The organism is Streptomyces sp. NBC_01314 (assembly GCF_041435215.1).
GTDB lineage: Bacteria > Actinomycetota > Actinomycetes > Streptomycetales > Streptomycetaceae > Streptomyces.
Map to the genome: position 1 here is coordinate 8,846,823 of NZ_CP108394.1, position 18,420 is coordinate 8,865,242.

At 71.4% G+C, this 18,420-nt stretch carries 17 protein-coding genes and 3 pseudogenes; 12 read left to right on the forward strand and 8 right to left on the reverse strand.

Annotation, left to right across the window (positions count from 1 at the left end; translation table 11 throughout):
• Window positions 1-374: 374 nt before the first annotated feature.
• From OG622_RS38925 to OG622_RS38945, 5 genes are all read left to right on the forward strand, one after another.
• Entirely contained in the window at window positions 375-2,231 is a 1,857-nt protein-coding gene (locus OG622_RS38925) for an FAD/NAD(P)-binding protein (protein ID WP_371581318.1), read from the forward strand.
• A 256-nt stretch (window positions 2,232-2,487) separates the two neighbouring features.
• Window positions 2,488-3,612 carry an LLM class flavin-dependent oxidoreductase gene (locus tag OG622_RS38930; RefSeq protein WP_371581319.1) on the forward strand — a complete coding sequence of 375 codons (1,125 nt, stop codon included), beginning with the start codon at window positions 2,488-2,490 and terminating at the stop codon, window positions 3,610-3,612.
• Between the two features lie 479 nt (window positions 3,613-4,091).
• Window positions 4,092-4,994 (forward strand): S1 family peptidase, encoded by a 903-nt coding sequence (locus tag OG622_RS38935; RefSeq protein WP_371581320.1) that lies wholly within the window; start codon window positions 4,092-4,094, stop codon window positions 4,992-4,994.
• 247 nt (window positions 4,995-5,241) lie between these two features.
• Entirely contained in the window at window positions 5,242-5,397 is a 156-nt protein-coding gene (locus OG622_RS38940) for a hypothetical protein (protein ID WP_371581321.1), read from the forward strand.
• 669 nt (window positions 5,398-6,066) lie between these two features.
• The gene (locus OG622_RS38945) at window positions 6,067-7,146 is read left to right on the forward strand and encodes a S1 family peptidase (protein ID WP_371581322.1); all 1,080 of its coding nucleotides are present in this window, start codon (window positions 6,067-6,069) and stop codon (window positions 7,144-7,146) included.
• A 110-nt stretch (window positions 7,147-7,256) separates the two neighbouring features.
• On the opposite strand, the pseudogene OG622_RS38950 reads toward OG622_RS38945, so the two are convergent.
• Both OG622_RS38950 and OG622_RS38955 read right to left on the reverse strand, forming a co-directional pair.
• Window positions 7,257-7,443: pseudogene (locus OG622_RS38950) on the reverse strand (DUF3533 domain-containing protein); the annotation flags it as partial.
• Window positions 7,444-7,621: 178 nt separating this feature from the next.
• Window positions 7,622-7,828, reverse strand: coding sequence for a helix-turn-helix transcriptional regulator (locus tag OG622_RS38955; RefSeq protein ID WP_371581323.1), 207 nt, complete (start codon window positions 7,826-7,828; stop codon window positions 7,622-7,624).
• A 48-nt stretch (window positions 7,829-7,876) separates the two neighbouring features.
• Between OG622_RS38955 and tnpB the strand changes: the two genes are divergently transcribed.
• The 3 genes and pseudogenes from tnpB to OG622_RS38970 all read left to right on the forward strand — a co-directional run bounded on the left by tnpB (window position 7,877) and on the right by OG622_RS38970 (window position 10,654).
• Window positions 7,877-9,334, forward strand: a complete 1,458-nt coding sequence (gene tnpB / locus OG622_RS38960; RefSeq protein ID WP_371581324.1) for an IS607 family element RNA-guided endonuclease TnpB — start codon at window positions 7,877-7,879, stop codon at window positions 9,332-9,334.
• A 64-nt stretch (window positions 9,335-9,398) separates the two neighbouring features.
• Window positions 9,399-9,611, forward strand: a pseudogene (locus OG622_RS38965) (MarR family transcriptional regulator); the annotation flags it as partial.
• A gap of 173 nt (window positions 9,612-9,784) precedes the next feature.
• Window positions 9,785-10,654 carry an esterase/lipase family protein gene (locus tag OG622_RS38970; RefSeq protein WP_371581325.1) on the forward strand — a complete coding sequence of 290 codons (870 nt, stop codon included), beginning with the start codon at window positions 9,785-9,787 and terminating at the stop codon, window positions 10,652-10,654.
• A gap of 121 nt (window positions 10,655-10,775) precedes the next feature.
• Here OG622_RS38970 and OG622_RS38975 read toward each other — a convergent pair.
• Window positions 10,776-11,839: pseudogene (locus tag OG622_RS38975) on the reverse strand (lytic polysaccharide monooxygenase).
• Between the two features lie 304 nt (window positions 11,840-12,143).
• On the opposite strand from OG622_RS38975, the gene OG622_RS38980 reads away from it, so the two are divergent.
• Both OG622_RS38980 and OG622_RS38985 read left to right on the forward strand, forming a co-directional pair.
• Window positions 12,144-12,914, forward strand: coding sequence for a dienelactone hydrolase family protein (locus OG622_RS38980; RefSeq protein ID WP_371581326.1), 771 nt, complete (start codon window positions 12,144-12,146; stop codon window positions 12,912-12,914).
• Window positions 12,911-13,372, forward strand: a complete 462-nt coding sequence (locus OG622_RS38985; RefSeq protein WP_371581327.1) for a GNAT family N-acetyltransferase — start codon at window positions 12,911-12,913, stop codon at window positions 13,370-13,372. The genes OG622_RS38980 and OG622_RS38985 overlap by 4 nt, the downstream gene beginning before the upstream one ends.
• A 110-nt stretch (window positions 13,373-13,482) precedes the next feature.
• On the opposite strand, the gene OG622_RS38990 is transcribed toward OG622_RS38985, so the two are convergent.
• Complete coding sequence (locus OG622_RS38990) at window positions 13,483-13,617, reverse strand: hypothetical protein (protein ID WP_267893159.1); 135 nt, start codon at window positions 13,615-13,617, stop codon at window positions 13,483-13,485.
• Window positions 13,618-13,755: 138 nt separating this feature from the next.
• On the opposite strand from OG622_RS38990, the gene OG622_RS38995 reads away from it, so the two are divergent.
• The gene (locus tag OG622_RS38995; RefSeq protein ID WP_371581328.1) at window positions 13,756-14,415 is read left to right on the forward strand and encodes a class I SAM-dependent methyltransferase; all 660 of its coding nucleotides are present in this window, start codon (window positions 13,756-13,758) and stop codon (window positions 14,413-14,415) included.
• A 41-nt stretch (window positions 14,416-14,456) separates the two neighbouring features.
• On the opposite strand, the gene OG622_RS39000 is transcribed toward OG622_RS38995, so the two are convergent.
• Together OG622_RS39000 and OG622_RS39005 are read right to left on the reverse strand one after the other, a co-directional pair.
• Window positions 14,457-14,969 carry a DUF402 domain-containing protein gene (locus OG622_RS39000; RefSeq protein WP_371581329.1) on the reverse strand — a complete coding sequence of 171 codons (513 nt, stop codon included), beginning with the start codon at window positions 14,967-14,969 and terminating at the stop codon, window positions 14,457-14,459.
• Window positions 14,950-15,879 carry a GNAT family N-acetyltransferase gene (locus OG622_RS39005; RefSeq protein ID WP_371581330.1) on the reverse strand — a complete coding sequence of 310 codons (930 nt, stop codon included), beginning with the start codon at window positions 15,877-15,879 and terminating at the stop codon, window positions 14,950-14,952. Before OG622_RS39005 ends, OG622_RS39000 begins: the two co-directional genes overlap by 20 nt.
• A 71-nt stretch (window positions 15,880-15,950) precedes the next feature.
• Here OG622_RS39005 and OG622_RS39010 point away from each other — a divergent pair, with 71 nt between their 5' ends.
• Window positions 15,951-16,319, forward strand: coding sequence for a GntR family transcriptional regulator (locus OG622_RS39010; RefSeq protein WP_371581331.1), 369 nt, complete (start codon window positions 15,951-15,953; stop codon window positions 16,317-16,319).
• Window positions 16,320-16,390: 71 nt separating this feature from the next.
• On the opposite strand, the gene OG622_RS39015 is transcribed toward OG622_RS39010, so the two are convergent.
• Both OG622_RS39015 and OG622_RS39020 read right to left on the reverse strand, forming a co-directional pair.
• Window positions 16,391-17,161 carry a DUF72 domain-containing protein gene (locus tag OG622_RS39015; RefSeq protein WP_371581332.1) on the reverse strand — a complete coding sequence of 257 codons (771 nt, stop codon included), beginning with the start codon at window positions 17,159-17,161 and terminating at the stop codon, window positions 16,391-16,393.
• A 29-nt stretch (window positions 17,162-17,190) separates the two neighbouring features.
• Complete coding sequence (locus tag OG622_RS39020; RefSeq protein ID WP_371581333.1) at window positions 17,191-18,285, reverse strand: DUF5925 domain-containing protein; 1,095 nt, start codon at window positions 18,283-18,285, stop codon at window positions 17,191-17,193.
• Window positions 18,286-18,420: the final 135 nt, after the last annotated feature.

Here is an 18,420-nt window from a genome sequence, read left to right on the forward strand (position 1 = left end):
GAACGCGAGGGGAGGGGTGCGCGTGTGAAGGCCAAGGGGGAGAACACGAACGGCGCCCCTCGGAAAGCGGGGCGCGCAGTGGGGTCGGGTCAGCTCAACAGGACGAGGACCACACTCGACCGAAGTCGATGTGGGAGCGCGTGACCAGCCACTGCTGCGAATGCATGGGGTCAAGTGGAACAGGCATCCGATTGCGCGTCAACTGGCTTGAGACGTAGCGCTCACAGTTCGGACAACCTTGACAGTGAGGGGAAAGACCGCCGTACTCTCGGCACAGACCGCTGCTGAGGGGCTCGGTCGCCCGCGTCCACGTCCATGGACGCGCTCCGTGTGAAGGCACCCGTGTTCGACTCGGACATCACGGAGCCTTTCGCATGCCGTCTGCCTCTTCTTCTCATTCCTCCACGCTTTCCTCGCGGCCGTCCCTGGTGATCGTCGGGGCCGGGCCGCGCGGCACCGGACTGATCGAGCGGATCGCCGCCAACGCCGGTGAGCTGTACGCGGGCGTGGGCTTCGACATCCATCTCGTCGATCCTCATCCGCCGGGTGCCGGGCGTATCTGGCGTGCGGACCAGTCGCCGCTGCTGTGGATGAACTCGCAGGCCGAGGACATCACCATGTTCACCGACGAGACGGTGCGGATGGACGGGCCCGTACGGGAGGGGCCCACCCTGCACGAGTGGGCGGGGCTCGACGGGCGGGTCTTCGCGGACCGGCGCATACAGGGCGAGTATCTGCGGTGGGTGCACGAGAGTGCCGTGGCCGATCTGCCCGAGGGGGTCACGGTTCACCATCACCCGCGGCGGGCGCTGCGGGTCGGCGGACCGGGTGAAGGGCGTCAGCAGGTGTGGCTGGAGGGGCGCCCGCGTCCGCTCCTCGCGGACCTCGTCGTCCTCGCGCTCGGTCATCTGGACGCCGAACTCGACGACGAGCAGCAGCGATTGGCCGATTACGCCCGCGCCCATGGGCTCGTCCACATGCCGCCGGACTTCACCGCCGACAGCGACCTGTCGCTGCTGGCCCCCGGAGAACCGGTGCTCGTGCGGGGCTTCGGGCTCGCCTTCGTCGACCTCATGGTGCTGCTGACGGAGGGGCGCGGCGGGTGGTACGAGGGGTACGAGGGGTACGAGGGGTACGAGGGGTACGAGGGGTACGAGGGAAACACTGACGGGGAGTTGACGTATCACGCGTCCGGACGGGAGCCCGTGCTGCATGTCGGGTCGCGGCGCGGGGTGCCGTACCACTCGAAGATCGGGTACGACCTGGAGGGGGAACGGCCGCCGCTGCCGAGGTTCTTCGGGCCGGCCGAGGTCGACGAACTGCTGGGCAGGGCGGCCGGGTTCGACTTCCGGCGCGATGTGTGGCCGTTGGTGGAGAAGGAGCTGGGGTTCGCGCACTACCACCGGCTGTTCACCGCTCATCCCGGGCGGACGGCCATGGCCTGGGCGGACTTCGAGGAGAAGTACGCGGCGGCGGACGCGGGGGAGCGGGCGGTGCTGGTGGCGTCGGCGGTGCCGGACGCGGCCGACCGGCTGGACCTGGCCGCGCTGGACCGTCCGTTGGAGGGGGTGCGGTACGGGTCGCACGAGCAGTTCCAGGACGGGCTGCGCGGCTATGTCGAGGCCGACCTGGCACGCCGTCACGACGACGCCTTCAGTGCCGACCTGGGGGTCTTCTTCGGGCTGTTGTCCGTCTACGGGCAGTTGATCCGGCTCGGCAACGTCGGGTCCTGGTGGCACGGGTTCTTCAGCTATCTGGCCTCCGGGCCGCCAGGTCCCCGGCTGCGGCAGATGCTCGCCCTGTCGCGGGCCGGCGTCCTGAACTTCGTCGGGGCGGACATGGGAGTGGTCGCCGAGGGCGGGGTGTTCCGGGCCTCCAGTGTCACCGTGCCCGGGGGGTCCGTCGAGGCGAGGGCGCTGATCGAGGCGCGGTTGCCGGAGCCGACGGTGGCGCGGGTCCGCGACGGGTTGCTGCGCGAGCTGTACGACGACGGGGATGTCGTCGAGACGGCGGAGGGGCTGGTCGCCGTCGACCCCGAGGACGGACGCGTGCTGGACCGGACAGGGCGCCCCCACCCTCGGCGCTTCGCCCTCGGGCCTTACACGAACAGCCGTACGCCGGGGGCCTTCACCCGGCCGCGCACGGGTGGGCCCGCCTTCCGGCAGAACGACGCGACGGCTCGGGCCGTACTCGCGTTCCTGCGTGACCTGGGGTGCCGCGTGGCCGCGTGAGGGGGTCGGCCGACGAGGAGTGCGGCCACCGGTGACCGCCGGGCAGCGATGCCGCGGCGGGTCGCCGTTGCGGTGGAGGTGGAGGGCGGGGTGGTGGAACAGGGCGGCGTGGTGGAACGGGGGCGGTGGTGCGGTCAGGGGCGGTGATGAGAGGGGGCGGGTGAGGAGGGCTCGTTCGAGAAGGGCGGGTGGCTTGTGTCGTCGTGCGGAGAGGCGTCCCTGGGGCGCGTGGTCGGAGTGGAGAGAGGTCGGTCTTATGGGGTCGTCGTACGGTCGGGGGCGGTTGCACCTGGCCGCAGCCATTGATCAGCGTGCGGTGTGTGACGCGAGGGTGTGTGTCGAGCTCGCCCGGCTCGCGGAGCGGGGGGCCTTGGATTTTGTGACGCTCGGGGACTCGTTCGGGCGGCCGGGGCTGGACGCGTCGGCGGTGTTGGCGCGGGTGGCGCCGGAGACGGGGCGGATCGGGCTGGTGCCGGCTGTGACGACGACGCGTACCGAGCCGTCTCATGTGCGGGCGGCCGTGGCGACGCTCGACTGGGTCAGTCGGGGGCGGGCCGGGTGGTGGATCGAGGTGCCGGGCCCGGAGGAGGAGGAGGAGGAGGAGGCTTGGCTGCCGGGACGGCGGCATGCCGCGTCCGGCGACGAGCTGTGGTGGGAGGCCGGGGAAGTGGCCGACGTGGCCACCCGGTCGCGGGACGGCTGGGAGGACGGCACCGGGATCCGTGCTGTCGGGGCCGGACGGTTCATCGACCGGGAGAAGGGGCCCCACGTCGACCGCGAGGGTGTCGAGGTCGCCGGGTTCTCTGGCCGGGAGCCCCCGATCGTGCCCCGGTCGCCGCAGGGGCGTCCCGTGCGGGTCGTCGACGCGACCGAGGGGGAGAGCAGTGGGACCACCGCCCGGTATGCGGATGTGGCACTGCTGCGGGTCACCGACCCCGTCCACGCCGACGCCGTACGGACGGAACTGCGGGACGCGGCGGCCGGGTTCGGGCGGGACCCCGATGAGCTGCGGGTTCTGGTGAGCCTCAAAGTGGATCTCGGCGGTGGTGAGCACGCGGCCGAGCCGGGCCACGGCGGGGGAGGCCCACGGCAGACCGCGGAGGGTCCGCTGTACCGGGGTGGGCCCGTCGACCTCGCCGAGCTGATCACCGCCTGGCACCGGGCCGGGGCCGCCGACGGCTTCCACCTCGTCCCCGTCGAGCCGCGCCGTGATCTGGAGCGACTCGTCAACGGGACGGTGGCGCTGCTCCAGCACCGCGGGCTGTTCCGCACCTTCTACCCGGGCAGCACGCTCCGCGAGCACCTGGGCCTCGCCCGCCCCGCCGCCCGGCCCGCCGTGACAGGGCGAGAGGCGGGGAGAGCCGCAGGGGGAGCGTCCTGACCGAACGGAGTACCGGGGCACGACGCCGTGCGCGCGCCTCGGACGCCCGAGCCCGGGATGGCGGCACCGAACGGCTGAACGGCCCAACGCATTGCTTCCGGACACCCCCGGGCGGTGGACCCGCGTACTCCGACCGGGCGCCTCGGAGGGTGTCCTCCGCCGCGGCCGACGATAGTGGTGCTCGACGCTCCCGGGCCCTGCTCCGACGACCCGTCAGCCGGTCCCGCCGGGAGCGGCTCAGCATGCACACAGAACCCTTACATATGGCCTGGTGGAATCAACTGGACTGGAGGGCGCGCCGGTTGGAACTCGGGAGGCCGAAAGGCACCCTTGCGTGGGTGGCGGTACGGCCGAATACTTCCCCCCAGCGCCTTGTCAGGGGCACGGCGTGTCCGGAATCCGGACCGATGCCCCCGATCTGCGCCTCACGGGCCCCGACCCCACGCGGGCCCCCGACTTCCCTTTGGAGGGAACGACTAGTGAGGATCAAGCGCACCACCCCCCGCAGCGGTATAGCGAGACGGACCCGGCTGATCGCCGTGACCGCCGGACTCGCGGCCGCGGCCGCCGTCACGGTTCCCACCGCCAACGCGGCAGGCACCCAGACGTTCAGCACATCCGAGCTCAAGAGCGCCAGCTCATCGGTGCTCAAGGCCGACATCCCGGGTACCGCCTGGGCCATCGACCCGGCGACGGACAAGGTCGTCGTCACCGTCGACAGCACCGTCTCCCAGGGCGAGCTCGCGCAGATCAAGGAGGCGGCGGGCGAGAACGCCGACGCCCTGACGATCAAGCGGACCCCGGGCAAGTTCAACAAGTTGATCAAGGGCGGCGACGCCATCTATGCGAGTAGCTGGCGCTGCTCCCTCGGCTTCAACGTCCGCAGCGGGAGCACCTACTACTTCGTGACCGCCGGGCACTGCACCGACGGCGCGGGCACCTGGTACTCCAACTCCGGCCGCACCACGGTCCTCGGACCGACCGCCGGGTCGAGCTTCCCGACCAACGACTACGGCCTCGTGCGCTACAGCAACACGTCCATCGCCAAGGACGGCACCGCGGGCAGTGTGGACATCACCAGCGCGGCCACGCCGAGCGTGGGCACCAACGTCATCCGCACCGGCTCCACCACCGGTACCCGTACCGGACGAGTGACCGCCCTCAACGCGACCGTGAACTACGGTGGCGGCGACATCGTCTACGGCATGATCCAGACCACGGTCTGTGCCGAACCCGGCGACTCCGGCGGCCCGCTCTACGGCAGCAACGGCGTGGCGTACGGTCTGACCTCCGGCGGCAGCGGCAACTGCACCTCCGGCGGAACGACCTTCTTCCAGCCGGTCACCGAGGCCCTGAGCGCGTACGGAGTCAGCGTCTACTAGGCACTTGGGCACTCAGGTACCCAGGCGCCTGGGTACTGGGCCGAACGGGAACCGGCGCACTTCCCCCCGGCGCCGGCCCCCCACGCAGCCGCAGTAGGCAGCAGGCGAGCCCCCGCACACATGGTGTGCGGGGGCTCGCCCTCGTTCGGTCGGCGCAGTCACCTTCGAGATGCGTGCGGGTGCGCGCCGAGGCGCGTGCGCCGCCCGTGAGTACTCCCTCTGTACGCCCACTTCGGACCCTGGGGCCGTGATGGCCGAGGAGCTGGTGACGGCGGGGGTGGCCCTCGCGTCCGTCGGCGCGGTGTACGTGATGTCGGCGGCACGGGTCGTGAGGCAGTACGAGCGGGGGTTGGTACTGCTCACCAAGGAGTGCGCACGAGGCCGCATTTGCTCGATCGTGTGATCGTCTGTTGCGGGCTTGCGGGCTTGCGGTGCCCTGGGCTGATCGGGTTGACGTGATCGTGGGACCTGGGATTTCCACGCTCGTCCTGCCGTTCCCGGTGGAGCTGCTGCGGTTCCTGGAGCGGGCTCGGCAGGGGGCGCCGCCGGCTCCGGAGGCCCAGCGGCCACCGCAGGGTGCACCGCGGCCGCGGCCGCAGCCGCAGCCGCCGGAGATCGCCGAGTCGGCTCAGCGGCAGGCTTCCGAGCGGGAGTCGTAGCCGTCGGCCGTGGCCCCGCGGTTGCCGCCGCCGTGCCCCGGAAATCGGTGCGGAAGCAACTCGTGTCCCATGAGCTCCGTTTGAATCCGGACCTCAGTAGGTCGAATTTCAGACAGGACTAGACCTCACCCGTTGCGTAGGAGGTCGTTGCCTCCTGTGTTTGCAGTGTGAATTCCCGCGACCGGGAGGTGGGGCGTTACCGGACGGTAATGACATAGGGGGCGTGCGCCCTCGTGGTGCGCTCGGCCTGAAGTCGACCTTGTGTGCCCCCTGCGCGCCTAGGAATAGTTGGCGCCGCACAGTTGGCATGGACGCGGCGCTTTTTACCGTCTGTCGCCTCCTTGCCCGTACGACTTCCGGCCGGGACGGGCCCCCACGCCCTTCTTGGTCAACCCCCCACAGGAGGACGAGAGTTGAAGCACCGACGCATACCCAGGCGCCGTGCCGTCGTGACGGGTGCGGGCATCGCCGCACTGGTCGCCGCGGGAGTGACCTTCCAGACTGCGAACGCGAGTGAGACCGCGCCGGCCCCCACGCCGAAAGCGCTCTCCATCACGGCGGCCGGAAAGCTCGCCCTGACCCTCGACACGGACCTCGGAGCCGACGCCGCGGGAACGTACTACGACGCGAAGAGCAAGCTCCTCGTCGTGAACGTGCTCGACGAGACCGCCGCCGAGACCGTCGAGGCGGCCGGCGCCAAGGCCCGCATCGTCGAGAACTCCCTCGCCGAGCTGAAGGGCGCCCGGACGACCCTCAAGTCGGACGCCACCATCCCCGGTACCGCCTGGGCCACCGACCCGACCACCAACAAGGTCGTCGTCACCGCGGACCGCACGGTCTCGAAGGCCGAGCTGGCGAGATTGACGAAGGTCGTGGACGGCCTCGGTGCCAAGGCCGAACTCAAGCGCACCAAGGGCGAGTACAAGCCCTTCGTCGCGGGCGGCGACGCCATCACCGGCGGCAGCGGCCGCTGCTCCCTCGGCTTCAACGTGGTCAAGGGCGGCGAGCCGTTCTTCCTGACGGCCGGTCACTGCACCGAGGGCATCTCCACGTGGTCGGCCGGCGGCCGGGTCATCGGCGAGAACGAGGACTCCAGCTTCCCGGGCGACGACTACGGCCTGGTCAAGTACACCGCGGACGTCGACCACCCCAGCGAGGTCAACCTCTACGACGGCTCGACCCAGGCCATCTCCGGGGCCGCCGAGGCGACCGTCGGTATGAAGGTCACCCGCAGCGGCTCGACCACCCAGGTCCACAGCGGCACGGTCACCGGCCTCGACGCCACCGTGAACTACGGCAGCGGCGACATCGTCAACGGCCTCGTCCAGACCGACGTCTGCGCCGAACCCGGCGACAGCGGCGGCTCGCTCTTCTCCGGCGACAAGGCCATCGGCCTCACCTCCGGAGGCAGCGGCGACTGCACCGCGGGCGGCGAGACCTTCTTCCAGCCCGTCACCGAGGCGCTGTCGGCGACCGGTACGCAGATCGGCTGAGGTTCGGGGATCGGCTGAGGTTCGATGAGCCGGGGATCCGAAGAGTCGTGAAGGCCAGGGCTCAACGCTTCGGAAGGCCGGCGCTCCGGCTTCTTCTTCAGGGGCCGCCATCACCACGGTGATGGCGGCCCTGCCCAGGTCGCGAGCACTAGTGGTGGCCCGGTGATGACGTTGCCCTCGAAGTACGCGATCGAGCGGGCCACCCAGACGCCCCGCACCCGGTGGCAGCGCCGGGCCGATCGCCGCCCAGAACGGCGGCAGCATCGGCGGTGGCAGCGCGCCGCCCGTGATCGGGTCGATAACTGCTGCTTCGGTTGTTGGCCATGGCCGGCCAGGTCTGTCCCTCGTCAGGGTGAACGGGGACGGTTACCGGGATTCCGCGCGTGCCGGGAACGCATGATCGGTACTGGCAACCGAGTTCGTGATGAGCCGGAGGGAGGGGATTGTCAACTGCTGCGGAATTCATCAGTGAATCTCATCTTTCATCGTCTCTTTTCTTGCGTGGCGGGTGCTTGGTGCGCCATTCGTCGAGCTTGTCGGCGGGCCATAGGAGGGTGCGGCCGATGTGGCGGGGGCGGGGGAAGTCTGGGGTGTTGCGGTGGTGGTTGTAGAGGGTGCGCCAGGCGATGCCGAGCCGTGCGCATGCCTGATCGCTGGTGATCCAGTTGTCGAGGGGGTCCATGCGCTAGACTTTAGTCACTCACTGACTAAATGGTAGGGGGTGTTGAGCGTGAAGAGATTCCAGCCGCAGCCCGGGTTCGTGGTGCAGGCGTTCCGGTACGCGCTCGATCCGAACGCCGCCCAGGAGCGGGCGTTGCGTTCGCACTGCGGTGCGGCCCGCGCGGCGTACAACTGGGCTGTCGGCTGGGTGACCGCCTCCTGGTGGCAGCGCAAGGCCGAGGAGACCTACGGCGTTGCGGAGTCGGAGCTGACGCAGTGGCGGCGGTGGTCGTTGCCGTCGCTGCGGAAGGCGTTCAACGAGGCCAAGCGCACCGATCCGCGTTTGTCCACCTGGTGGGAGGAGAACTCCAAGGAGGCGTACTCCACCGGGCTGGCGAACGCGTCGGCCGCGTTCGACAACTACGCGAAGTCGAAGAACGGCAAGCGGCGCGGCAAGCGGATGGGCGCGCCCCGGTTCAAGTCGAAGCGGAAGGCGCGTCTGTCCTGCCGGTTCACCACCGGCACGATCCGCGTCGACGCTGACGGGCGGCACGTCACGCTGCCCCGGCTCGGCACACTCCGCGCTCACGAGCCCACCGGCGGCCTCCTCGCCCGCGTCCGGGCCGGGACGGCCCGCATCCTGTCGGCGACCGTCCGGCACGAACGCGGACGCTGGTTCGTCTCGTTCCAGGTCGAGGTGAAGCGGGAGATCGCCCGCGTTGCCCGGCCGGACGCGGCGGTCGGTATCGACCTGGGCGTGAAGACTCTCGCGGTGATGGCCGACAGCACGGGTGAGATCCGCACCGTCGCCAACCCCGGGCACTACGACCGGGCACGCAAGCAACTGCGCCGCGCCTCCCGCGTCGTCTCCCGACGCCAGGGCCCCGACCGGCGCACCGGACAGAAGCCGTCGAAGCGGTGGGAGAAGGCCAACGCCCAGCGGAACAAGGTCCACCACCGCGTGGCGAACCTCCGCGAAGACGCCCTGCACAAGCTCACCACGAGCGTGGCCGCCGAGTACGGCACCGTCGTCGTCGAAGACCTCAACGTCGCCGGGATGCTCCGCAACCGGCGCCTGGCCCGCCGCATCGCGGACGCCGGATTCGGCGAGATCCGCCGCCAGCTCGCCTACAAGACCCGCCGGCGCCACGCCACCCGCACCATCGTGGCCGACCGCTGGTACCCCTCCTCCAAGACCTGTTCCGGGTGCGGCGCGGTGAAAGCCAAGCTGCCGCTGCACGTCCGGACCTACGCATGCGACGCCTGCGGCCTGGTCCTCGACCGGGACGACAACGCCGCACTCAACCTCGCCGCCCTCGCGGCAGCCTGCACGACTGGTACCAGAGTGGCCGGAGACCAGGACACCGCCCCGGCGGTGTCGAAGCCTCGTGGAGCCGACCAGAAGACCCGCGCCATCCGCCCCCGCCGCAAGACGGGTGCGGGGCGGGCAGGTGGCGCAACCCTGCCGCACCAGCGGCAGACGGAAACGAGAGACCGTACTCAAACCGAAGCGCTCACGCTCTGGTGACGAGACGGACCTTCCAGGTTGAAATGCCTGGAATGCTGAGAGCCGCTGAGGCTCTGAGCAACGGTACGTCGAGCGTCGGCCGCATCCCGGTGATGCCCGGGCCCGGCTGGTGGTGCTGACCGAGCGGGGGTGGGCCTGCACCCGGGCGGCGGAAGAGGCGGCGGCCGAGGTCGTCGCGGGGTGGGCCGAACTGCTCGGCGGGGAGGGGGAAGTGCGGGTGTTGAGTGATCAATTGCTGCGCATCGCGCCCTACGGCCCCATCAGGCCCGCCTGGTGACGGTTCGACGTCACGTGTCAGTGTCCCCGACCATCACTTGAAGTTTTTACTGACGCATAACTTCCCACTTTTTCTACTCGCCCGTAACTTGGCGAACTAGAACAGCATCCTCGTGATCCGGATCACAGGGCGAACGTCGTCGCACGTCCCTTGAGCCGCAAGGAGATCACCCGATGCTGCCCTGGAAGCGCCTGATCAGACCGTTGGCCGCCCTGTGCCTGGCCGCCGCGGCGACCGCCGTCCCCGCCACCGCCGCCGAAGCCGCCGACACGGCCGCCGCACCCAGCCATGGCTGGAACGACTACTCCTGCAAACCCTCCAGCGCCCACCCCCGCCCCGTCGTCCTCGTCCACGGAACCTTCGCGAACTCCGTCGACAACTGGCTGGGCCTCGCGCCGTACCTCGTGAACCGGGGCTACTGCGTCTACTCCCTCGACTACGGCCAACTCCCCGGCGTCGCCTTCTTCAACGGGCTCGGCCCCATCGACAGGTCGGCGGAGCAGCTCGACGCCTTCGTCGACCGGGTGCTCGCCGCGACCGGCGCCGCCGAGGCCGACCTCGTCGGTCACTCGCAGGGCGGCATGATGCCCCGCTACTACCTCAAGTTCCTCGGCGGAGCCGCGGAGGTGAACGCCCTCGTCGGCATCGCCCCCTCCAACCACGGCACCACCCTGAACGGGCTCACCGAACTCCTCACGTACTTCCCGGGCGCCGGCGACCTGCTGTCCTCCGCGACCCCGGCCCTCGCCGACCAGGCGGCCGGATCCCCCTTCATGACCAGGCTCAACGCGGGCGGCGACACCGTCCCCGGCGTCACGTACACGGTCCTCGCCACCAAGTACGACGAGGTGGTCACGCCGTACCGGTCCCAGTTCCTCGACGGGCCGAACGTACGCAACATCGTCATCCAGGACCTCTGCGCGCTCGACCTCTCCGAGCACGCGGCGATCGGACTCCTCGACCGCATCGCGTTCCACGAGGTCGTCAACGCCCTCGACCCGGCCCACGCCACCCCCACGACCTGCCTCTCGGCCGTCGGCTGACACGTGTGGGTACGCACCGCCGGGGTCGCCCGGCGGTGCGTACGCACGCTCCGCCCGGCGGCGCCGACGCATGCTGCCGGGGCCTGTCCGGCCTGAGCCGCCCGACAGGCCCCGGAAGTCGTCAGCGGCCGTGCCGGCCGCCGGTCGTCGCGCGGCGGCGGGCCGCGGCGAAGAGGAGGGAGGAGCCGAGGGCCAGGACGGCCGCGCCACCGAGGGCGACGTACGGGGTCATGCCCTCGCCGCCGGTGTCGGCGAGACCCTCCTTGCCTCCGGCGGGCTCCGCGAGGCCGGCGGTGACGGCTCCTGTGGCCGACCCGTCGTTCGTCGTCGACCTCGCGGTCGGCGACGTGTCGCCGGAGGCGGTCCGCGTGGCACCCTTCGCCGACTCCTCGGCCGACGCCTTCGGTGTCGGGTCCGTCGTCGTGCTCGCGTCCTCGTCACCGTGGCCGCCGTGCTCGACGGTCGACTCGTCGGTACCGTCCTCGATCTGTTCCTCGGAGGGCGCGGACGCGCTCGGCGGGGCCGAGGTGCCGCCGAAGGTGACGTCCGAGCAGGAGTAGAACGCCTCCGGGCTGTCCGAGCGCTGCCAGACCGCGTACAGCAGATGCTTGCCCGTGCGCTGCGGGAGGGTGCCGGGGAACGTGTGGAAGCCGCCCGACGCGGCCGGGTCGGTGGCCGTCGCGACCGGGTGCGCGAGGTCGAGGTCGTCCCAGGCGAGCGGCTGGGACGGGTCGTAGCCGGCCTTGGTGACGTACACCTCGAAGGTGCCCTTGTGCGGGGCCGTCACCCGGTACCCGAAGGTGGACGAGCCGGCGCGCACGCTCGTCGCCGGCCAGTCGGCGCGGGCCAGGTCGAGGCCCTTGAACGCCTCGTTGCCCGCGCTGCACAGCTCGCCGTCCGGGATCAGCTCACGGTGGCGGCCGGCCGCGTCGCCGATCCGTATGCCGTTCCAGTCGTAGAGCGCCTGGGTGCCGCCGGCCGTGACCGCCGCCGCGCAGGCCGCGGACCTGGGGTTCTCGGGGCCCTCCGCGTAGCACTGCGCCACCCGGCTCACCGGGTCGCCCATCGAACCGTGCGCCACGGCCGGCCCGGCGGCCAACGCGGTCAGGGCGAGGGGGCGACACCGACGACACCGACGACACCTGCGGTGGTGAACGCGGCGGCCTTGCGACGGGCAGCGGGCATGGCGGGGCACTCCTCGAAACGGTCCTGGACGGCTCCGGGGGTCGGTCCCGGGCGGCGGGGGCGATCAGCAAGCTAGCCCCAAGAAACCGCGAAATCGCCTGCTGGGGGTGGGTGCGGGAGATCCTTATGGTGGCGTTAAGGATGGGCTAACCGAGGGCTCAGGAACGGGGGTCCGCGCACCGGCCGGTGCGGGGGTTCCTGTGCCGGCCGGTGATCCGTTTCTTACCCGGGCGCGGAACAATGCGGCTGGTCGCGTCAGTTGACGACCGGTTGAGGACCAGCCGAAGAAAGAAGAGGACCGCCCATGACCGCCGTACGCGGAACCACCGTGGACATCGCCACCCAGGACGGCACCGCCGACGCCTACCTCGTCCACCCCGACGACGACGCCGCGCATCCGGCGGTCCTGTTCTACATGGACGCGTTCGGGCTGCGGCCGCATCTCAGGGAGATGGCCGACCGGCTGGCCGTTGCCGGGTACACGGTCCTCGTGCCCAATGTCTTCTACCGGTCGGGCCGGACCCCGGTGTTCGACCTGCCCGGGTTCATCGACCCGTCCGCGCGTCCGGAGATATGGGGCCAGATCCTCCCGGCCATGCAGGCGCTGACACCGGAGCTCGCGCTGCGGGACGCGGCGGCCTACCTGGACTGGCTGGCCGACAGCCCGCGGGCCGCCGCCGGGCCCGTCGGGATCACCGGGTACTGCATGGGCGCCCGGCTGTCCCTGTACACCGCCGGCGCCTTCCCGGAGCGGGTCGCCGCCGCGGCCGGGTTCCACGGCGGGCGCCTGGCGACCGACGCCCCGGACAGCCCGCACCTGGCGGCGGCCCGGATCACCGGCGAGGTGTACCTCGGCCACGCCGACGAGGACCCGTCCCTGCTGCCGGAGCAGATCGACCTGCTCGACAAGACGCTCACCGAGGCGGGGGTCCGCCACCGCACCGAGGTCTACACGGGCGCCTCGCACGGCTACACCCAGGCCGACACCGCCGCGTACGACGCCGAGGCGACGGCACGCCACTGGACCGCGCTGCTGGACCTGCTGGGCCGCAACCTCGCACAGCCCCGGCCGTGACGGAGGCCCGGGACGAGCAGGCCGTCAGGGCGGCGAGCCCCGCCGACGTGGCCGCTGTGAAGGCCGTGACGGACGCCGCCTACCGCCACTACATCGAGCGGATCGGACGGGTGCCGCAGCCCATGGAGGCGGACCACGCGGCGAACGTGGCCGCGGGGCGGGTCTTCGTGACCGGGGACCCGGTGATCGGCCTCGTGGTCGTCGAGCCGTACGAGGACCATCTCTTCCTCGACAACATCGCCGTCCGTCCCGACGCCCACGGTCGGGGCGTCGGGCGGCGGCTGCTGGAGTTCGTGGACACACGCGCGCGTGCCCTCGGTCTGCCAGAGGTCAGGCTCTGCACGAACGTGATGATGTGGGAGAACCAGGAGATCTACCCGAAGTTCGGGTACGAGGTCGTGGAGCGCCGGGTGGACGGGCCCTACGACCGGATCCACTACCGCAAGAGACTCGCCTGACGGGAATCATCGGGCCCCATCGGGACTCATGGGAATCATCGGGGCCATGGGGACTCATGGGGAGGGGCTGACGTCGGTTCTCGTGGTCGGGTGGGCCGGGGCGTGGGCGCTCAGCCGTCCGGCCACCAGGTGCGCGCGATGTCCTTTCGCACTTCCCGGCGCTCGACGGGGCGTTCGTCGGCCTCGTCCCGCACCTGGCGGGACGTGGACTTCCTCAGGGGCTTCTGCACGGTCGTACGGCGCATGGCTGCCTCCTTGCGATCCACCGGGTTCCGCGTATTCACGGAGGTAGACCTTTTCCGGGAGCTTTACTCATCGTTCGTGCTCTGTCAGTGGCGGCTGTCACCATCTGGACTGTCAGTGGCAGGTGTCACTCTGGCGGCATGACCAACATCGACGACGGTGAAACCTCCCCAGCCCTGCGAACACCGAAGAACCCGGCGGCAGATGCCTCTTCGGAGGCCATCGACTGGGACGCGGAAGCGCCCGTTTTCGACGACGAACCCGATCATGGCCTGCGGGAACCCGTCGTCCGGGAGGCGTGGGCGGCCCGGCTGCGGGACTGGCTGCCGCGCCGCGCCTCCGACGTGCTCGACCTCGGCTGCGGCACCGGCAGCCTGTCACTCCTCGCGACCGAACAGGGGCACCGGGTGACCGGGATCGACGCCTCCCCGGCCATGGTCGCCCTCGCCCGCGCCAAACTCGCCGGGCGCCCCGCCGTGTTCCTCGTCGGCGACGCGGCGGCCCCGCCCGTGGGGGAGGAGCGGTTCGACGTGATCCTCGTCCGCCATGTGCTGTGGACCCTGCCCGACCCGGGCCGCGCCGTCCGCGACTGGTGCGGACTGCTGCGGCCCGGCGGGCGGCTCGTGCTGGTCGAGGGGGTGTGGGGCACGGTCAGCCCGGTCGGCATAGCCGCCGAGCGGCTGTACGGGCTGGTCGCGCCGCTCGTGTCCGACGCGGCGGTGGTGCCGCTGGAGAGCGACTCGCTGCTGTGGGGCAGGACGGTCGAGGACGAGCGGTACGCGGTGGTGGCCCGCCTCTGACCGGCCGCGCCCACGCCGGAGCCGTCCCCCGTCGGCACCGGCTACGTCAGCAGCGACTCCAGGCCGCCCCCGACGGTGGCGAGCACCTCCAGTTCGTCCAGGGCGGCCACGGCGGCCGTCGCGGCCGCCGGGTCGCTCTCCGCGAGCCCGCTCTCCTCGAACTCGTCCTCGTCCAGCCGCAGTACGGCCGTGCCGTCGGCGGAGCACCACAGGTCCAGGTCGAGGTCCACGACGACGAGCTCCCCGCCGTCGAGCGTGGCGGGCCTGGTGATGTCGCAGTACCAGCCCTTCAGCCCGCCCCGCGCGTCCCGGACCTCCTTCACGGCGTACCACCGGTCGCGCCAGTAGTACTCGGTGAACACATCGCCCGGCTCGAACCGCACGAACCCGAAGTCCCGTACGCCGTCACCCGCCCAGGCGGCGTGGACCACGATCCGGGTGCCGTCGTCGCTCAGCAGCCGTGCGGGGTAACGGATCTTCGTACGGCCCGCCTTGCGCAGGACGACCCGCACCTCGCACGACTCGCCCCCGGGCTCAGTCGAGTTCACGGACATACCGCACCTCCGTCGCGCAGACCTCGTACCCGAACCACTTGTTGACCGCGAGCATCGGGCCGTTGCCGGCGTCGTTGCCCGTGAACGCCTCCGTGTAGCCGGCTGCGCGGGCACGGTGCAGGGAGTCGTTCTTGGCGAGCCTGGCGAGGCCCCGGCCACGGAAGGCGCGCGCGGTGCCCGTCATACCCGTGAAATAGCGGTCCCGGCCGTCCGTGCGGACCACGGTGAACGCGACGGGTGTGCCGTCCGCGACGACCACCGTGCTCAGGGCGTGGTCCAGCAGAGGGTGGCCATAGGTCTCCCCGAGCCACCGCTCGTAGTCGTCGAACTCCGCGTCGAGGTCGCCGGGTTCATCCGCCGAGGCCTCCGCGTCCAGGTCGAACAGCGGGCGGGGGTCGTCGGCGAAGTCGGCGACCGTGCGCAGCTCCACCCCCGTGGGCGGGGCCTGGAGCGGGGGCAGGGTGCCGTGGGCCAGGTCCAGGCGGAGGAAGTGGGCGGAGCGGCTGGGCGTGTAGCCACGCCGTTCGGCGAACGCGCGGTCCTCCGGGGTGTCCAGCACCCACGACAGCAGCCGCCGCGCCCCCACCGCCGTCAGCCGCTCCTCGGCGGTACGCACCAGCAGGCCGCCGGCGCCCCGGCGCGGATGGTCCGGGTGCACGTACACGTTCAGGTAGCCCTGGCCCGGTACGGGGCTGTCGTCGGCGATGCCCATCTGCACCGTGCCGATCACTTCGCCGTCCGCCTCGGCGACCAGCCGCTGGTAGTGGGCCTCGGGAGTCGCGTGCGTGGCGTCGTGGAGCAGGGACGCGGTGGTGCTGACCATGAAGGGCAGGGCCAGGCGTCGTACCTCGACGAAGGCCTCGGCGTCCGCGGGGTCGGCGGCGCGGAGGTCGCGCACGATCAGTGTCATGTGTGCGCACGGTACGGGGGGCGCACGGGGGGCTGCCTCCGAATTTCCGGTGGGTACGGGACAATCGCCGCGTGACCTTGAAGATTCGCATCGTGGAGGGGGGCGCGCCCTACGAGCAGGTGCGCGCCCAGATCTCGGAACAGGCCCGCTCCGGCGCGCTGCCCGTGGGGTATCGGCTGCCGACGGTACGGGGGCTCGCCGAGCGGCTCGGGCTCGCGGCCAACACCGTCGCCAAGGCGTACCGCGCGCTGGAGACGGACGGGGTGATCGAGACACGGGGGCGCAACGGAACGTTCGTGGCTGCCGCCGGCTCGGCCGCGGAGCGCGAGGCCGCGGGCGCCGCCGCGGCGTACGCGGAGCGGGTGCGCCGACTCGGGTTGAGCGAGGCGGAGGCGCTGGCGGCGGCCCGGGACGCCCTGCGGGCCGCGTACGCGGAGTAGGGCGTCCCGGGCCGCCGGGGTGCGCGCGGGTCCTGCACCGCAGGAACGCGCCACGGTGGCTGAGGCGTTGTTCAGGTCCGCGTCGGCCGTTCCGGTGTCCGGGTCGGCCGCAGGCCTGCCCTTCGCGCCGCCCCCGCGAAGGTCGTCGCGTCCTGTACCGCCGCCGCGTGGGGGTCGTTGTTGAAGTAGACGTGTGCGTCGGCGGTGGAGGGCCAGGTGTCGGCGATGCGGGTGGCCCAGGTCGTCAGGGCTCGGTGCCCGTAGTGGGGCCAGGGGTGGGCTCGGCCCTGGTGGAGGCGGAGGTAGGACCAGTCGGTGGTGCGCCAGAGGGGCGTGGCCGGGCGGGAGTGGGCGTCCGCCCAGCAGAGGGCCGCGCCGTGGGATTCCAGGACCTCGCGGACCGCGGGGGTCCACCAGGAGTCGTGGCGGGGCTCGACCGCGATCCGGGTGCCGGACGGGAAGCAGCCCAGGCAGGTGTTCAAGAGGTCGGCGTCGACCCGTAGCGTCGGCGGCAGCTGGAGCAGGATCGGGCCCAGGCGGTCACCCAGGCCCTCCGCGTGGCTCATCAGGCGGTGTACCGGCTCCTCGGGGTCCCGCAGCCGCTTGATGTGCGTCAGGTACCGGCTCGCCTTCACCGCGACCACGAAGTCCCCCGGCACCCTGTCCCGCCACGCCTCGAAGTTCTCCCGCGTCGGCAGCCGGTAGAACGCGTTGTTGATCTCGACCGTGGCGAAGCGCGCCGCGTACTCCTCCAGCCACAGCCGGGTCGGGCAGCCCTCCGGGTAGAGGGCGCCCCGCCAGTCCTTGTACTGCCATCCCGACGTGCCGACGAACAGGGTCATACATCCAGGAAAGCACCGAAGCGAAACCGCTACAGGTACAGGCCCGCGTCCGCCCCGCCCCTAGGCTCCGGCACCGACGTGGGTGAGGTGCCGCGACGCAGTGCGTACAGCTCGGCCAGGGTCGCGCCCTCGCGGCCGACGCCCTCGTCCGTGCCGAGCCAGCCCACCGATTCCGCGCGGGTCAGCGCGCCCACTTCGATCCGGGCGAGACAGCGGCCGGGGCGGACCACGGCGGGGTGGAGGCGCTCCAGGTCCTCGTTGGTGGTGACGCCCACCAGGACGTTGCGGCCCTGGCCGAGCAGGCCGTCCGTGAGGTTCAGCAGTCGGGAGAGCGCCTGGCCCGCCGTGTGCTTGGCCTCGCCACGGATCAGTTCGTCGCAGTCCTCCAGGAGCAGCAGACGCCAGCGGCCCTTGCCTGCGGAGTCCTCCTCGCCGATCGCGATGTCCATCAGATAGCCGACGTCGGAGAAGAGCCGCTCCGGGTCCAGGACACAGTCGACCTGACACCAGTCCCGCCAGGAACGGGCCAGCGTGCGCAGGGCGGAGGTCTTGCCGGTGCCGGGCGGGCCGTGCAGCAGCAGGAGGCGGCCCGCGATGTTCTCGGGGGTCGTCTTCATCAGGTGGTCCATCGCGTCCGCCACCGGCGCGGTGTAGTTCGGCCGTACCTCTTCCCATGTGCCCGCCGAGATCTGCCGGGTCGTGCGGTGCGGACCCCGGCGCGGCGAGACGTACCAGAAGCCCATCGTCACGTTCTCCGGCTGCGGCTCGGGCTCGTCGGCCGCGCCGTCGGTGGCCTGGCCGAGCACCTTTTCCGCGAGCTCGGCGGTGGTCGCGGTGACCGTGACGTCGGCGCCCCGGTTCCAGCGGGAGATCAGCACGGTCCAGCCGTCGCCCTCGGCGAGGGTGGCGCTGCGGTCGTCGTCCCGCGCTGCCCGCAGCACCTGGGCGCCCGGCGGCAGCAGGGTGGCGCCGGACCGTACCCGGTCGATGTTCGCGGCGTGCGCGTACGGCTGCTCGCCCGTCGCGAAACGGCCGAGGAACAGCGCGTCGACGACATCGGACGGTGAGTCGCTGTCGTCGACGTTGAGCCGGATCGGCAGTGCGTCGTGTGGGTTGGCAGACATGTCGCCATGATCTGTCACCGCGGGCTTCCCGTGCATCCGCTTTCCGTAGTCCATACGTCGGGACGCGCCACGCGACGATATGACCATTCGCGATGCACCGGCGAAGAACGCGCCGGCCGCACACGGGGTTTCCCT

Excerpts from the sequence above, each read along its gene's own strand:
- OG622_RS38925 (WP_371581318.1), top strand. The coding sequence starts at position 375 with ATGCCGTCTGCCTCTTCTTCTCATTCCTCCACGCTTTCCTCGCGGCCG.
- OG622_RS38930 (WP_371581319.1), top strand. The coding sequence starts at position 2,488 with ATGGGGTCGTCGTACGGTCGGGGGCGGTTGCACCTGGCCGCAGCCATT.
- OG622_RS38955 (WP_371581323.1), bottom strand. The coding sequence starts at position 7,828 with ATGGACCCCCTCGACAACTGGATCACCAGCGATCAGGCATGCGCACGG.
- OG622_RS38970 (WP_371581325.1), top strand. The coding sequence starts at position 9,785 with ATGCTGCCCTGGAAGCGCCTGATCAGACCGTTGGCCGCCCTGTGCCTG.
- OG622_RS38980 (WP_371581326.1), top strand. The coding sequence starts at position 12,144 with ATGACCGCCGTACGCGGAACCACCGTGGACATCGCCACCCAGGACGGC.
- OG622_RS38990 (WP_267893159.1), bottom strand. The coding sequence starts at position 13,617 with ATGCGCCGTACGACCGTGCAGAAGCCCCTGAGGAAGTCCACGTCCCGC.
- OG622_RS38995 (WP_371581328.1), top strand. The coding sequence starts at position 13,756 with ATGACCAACATCGACGACGGTGAAACCTCCCCAGCCCTGCGAACACCG.
- OG622_RS39000 (WP_371581329.1), bottom strand. The coding sequence starts at position 14,969 with ATGTCCGTGAACTCGACTGAGCCCGGGGGCGAGTCGTGCGAGGTGCGG.
- OG622_RS39005 (WP_371581330.1), bottom strand. The coding sequence starts at position 15,879 with ATGACACTGATCGTGCGCGACCTCCGCGCCGCCGACCCCGCGGACGCC.
- OG622_RS39015 (WP_371581332.1), bottom strand. The coding sequence starts at position 17,161 with ATGACCCTGTTCGTCGGCACGTCGGGATGGCAGTACAAGGACTGGCGG.
- OG622_RS39020 (WP_371581333.1), bottom strand. The coding sequence starts at position 18,285 with ATGTCTGCCAACCCACACGACGCACTGCCGATCCGGCTCAACGTCGAC.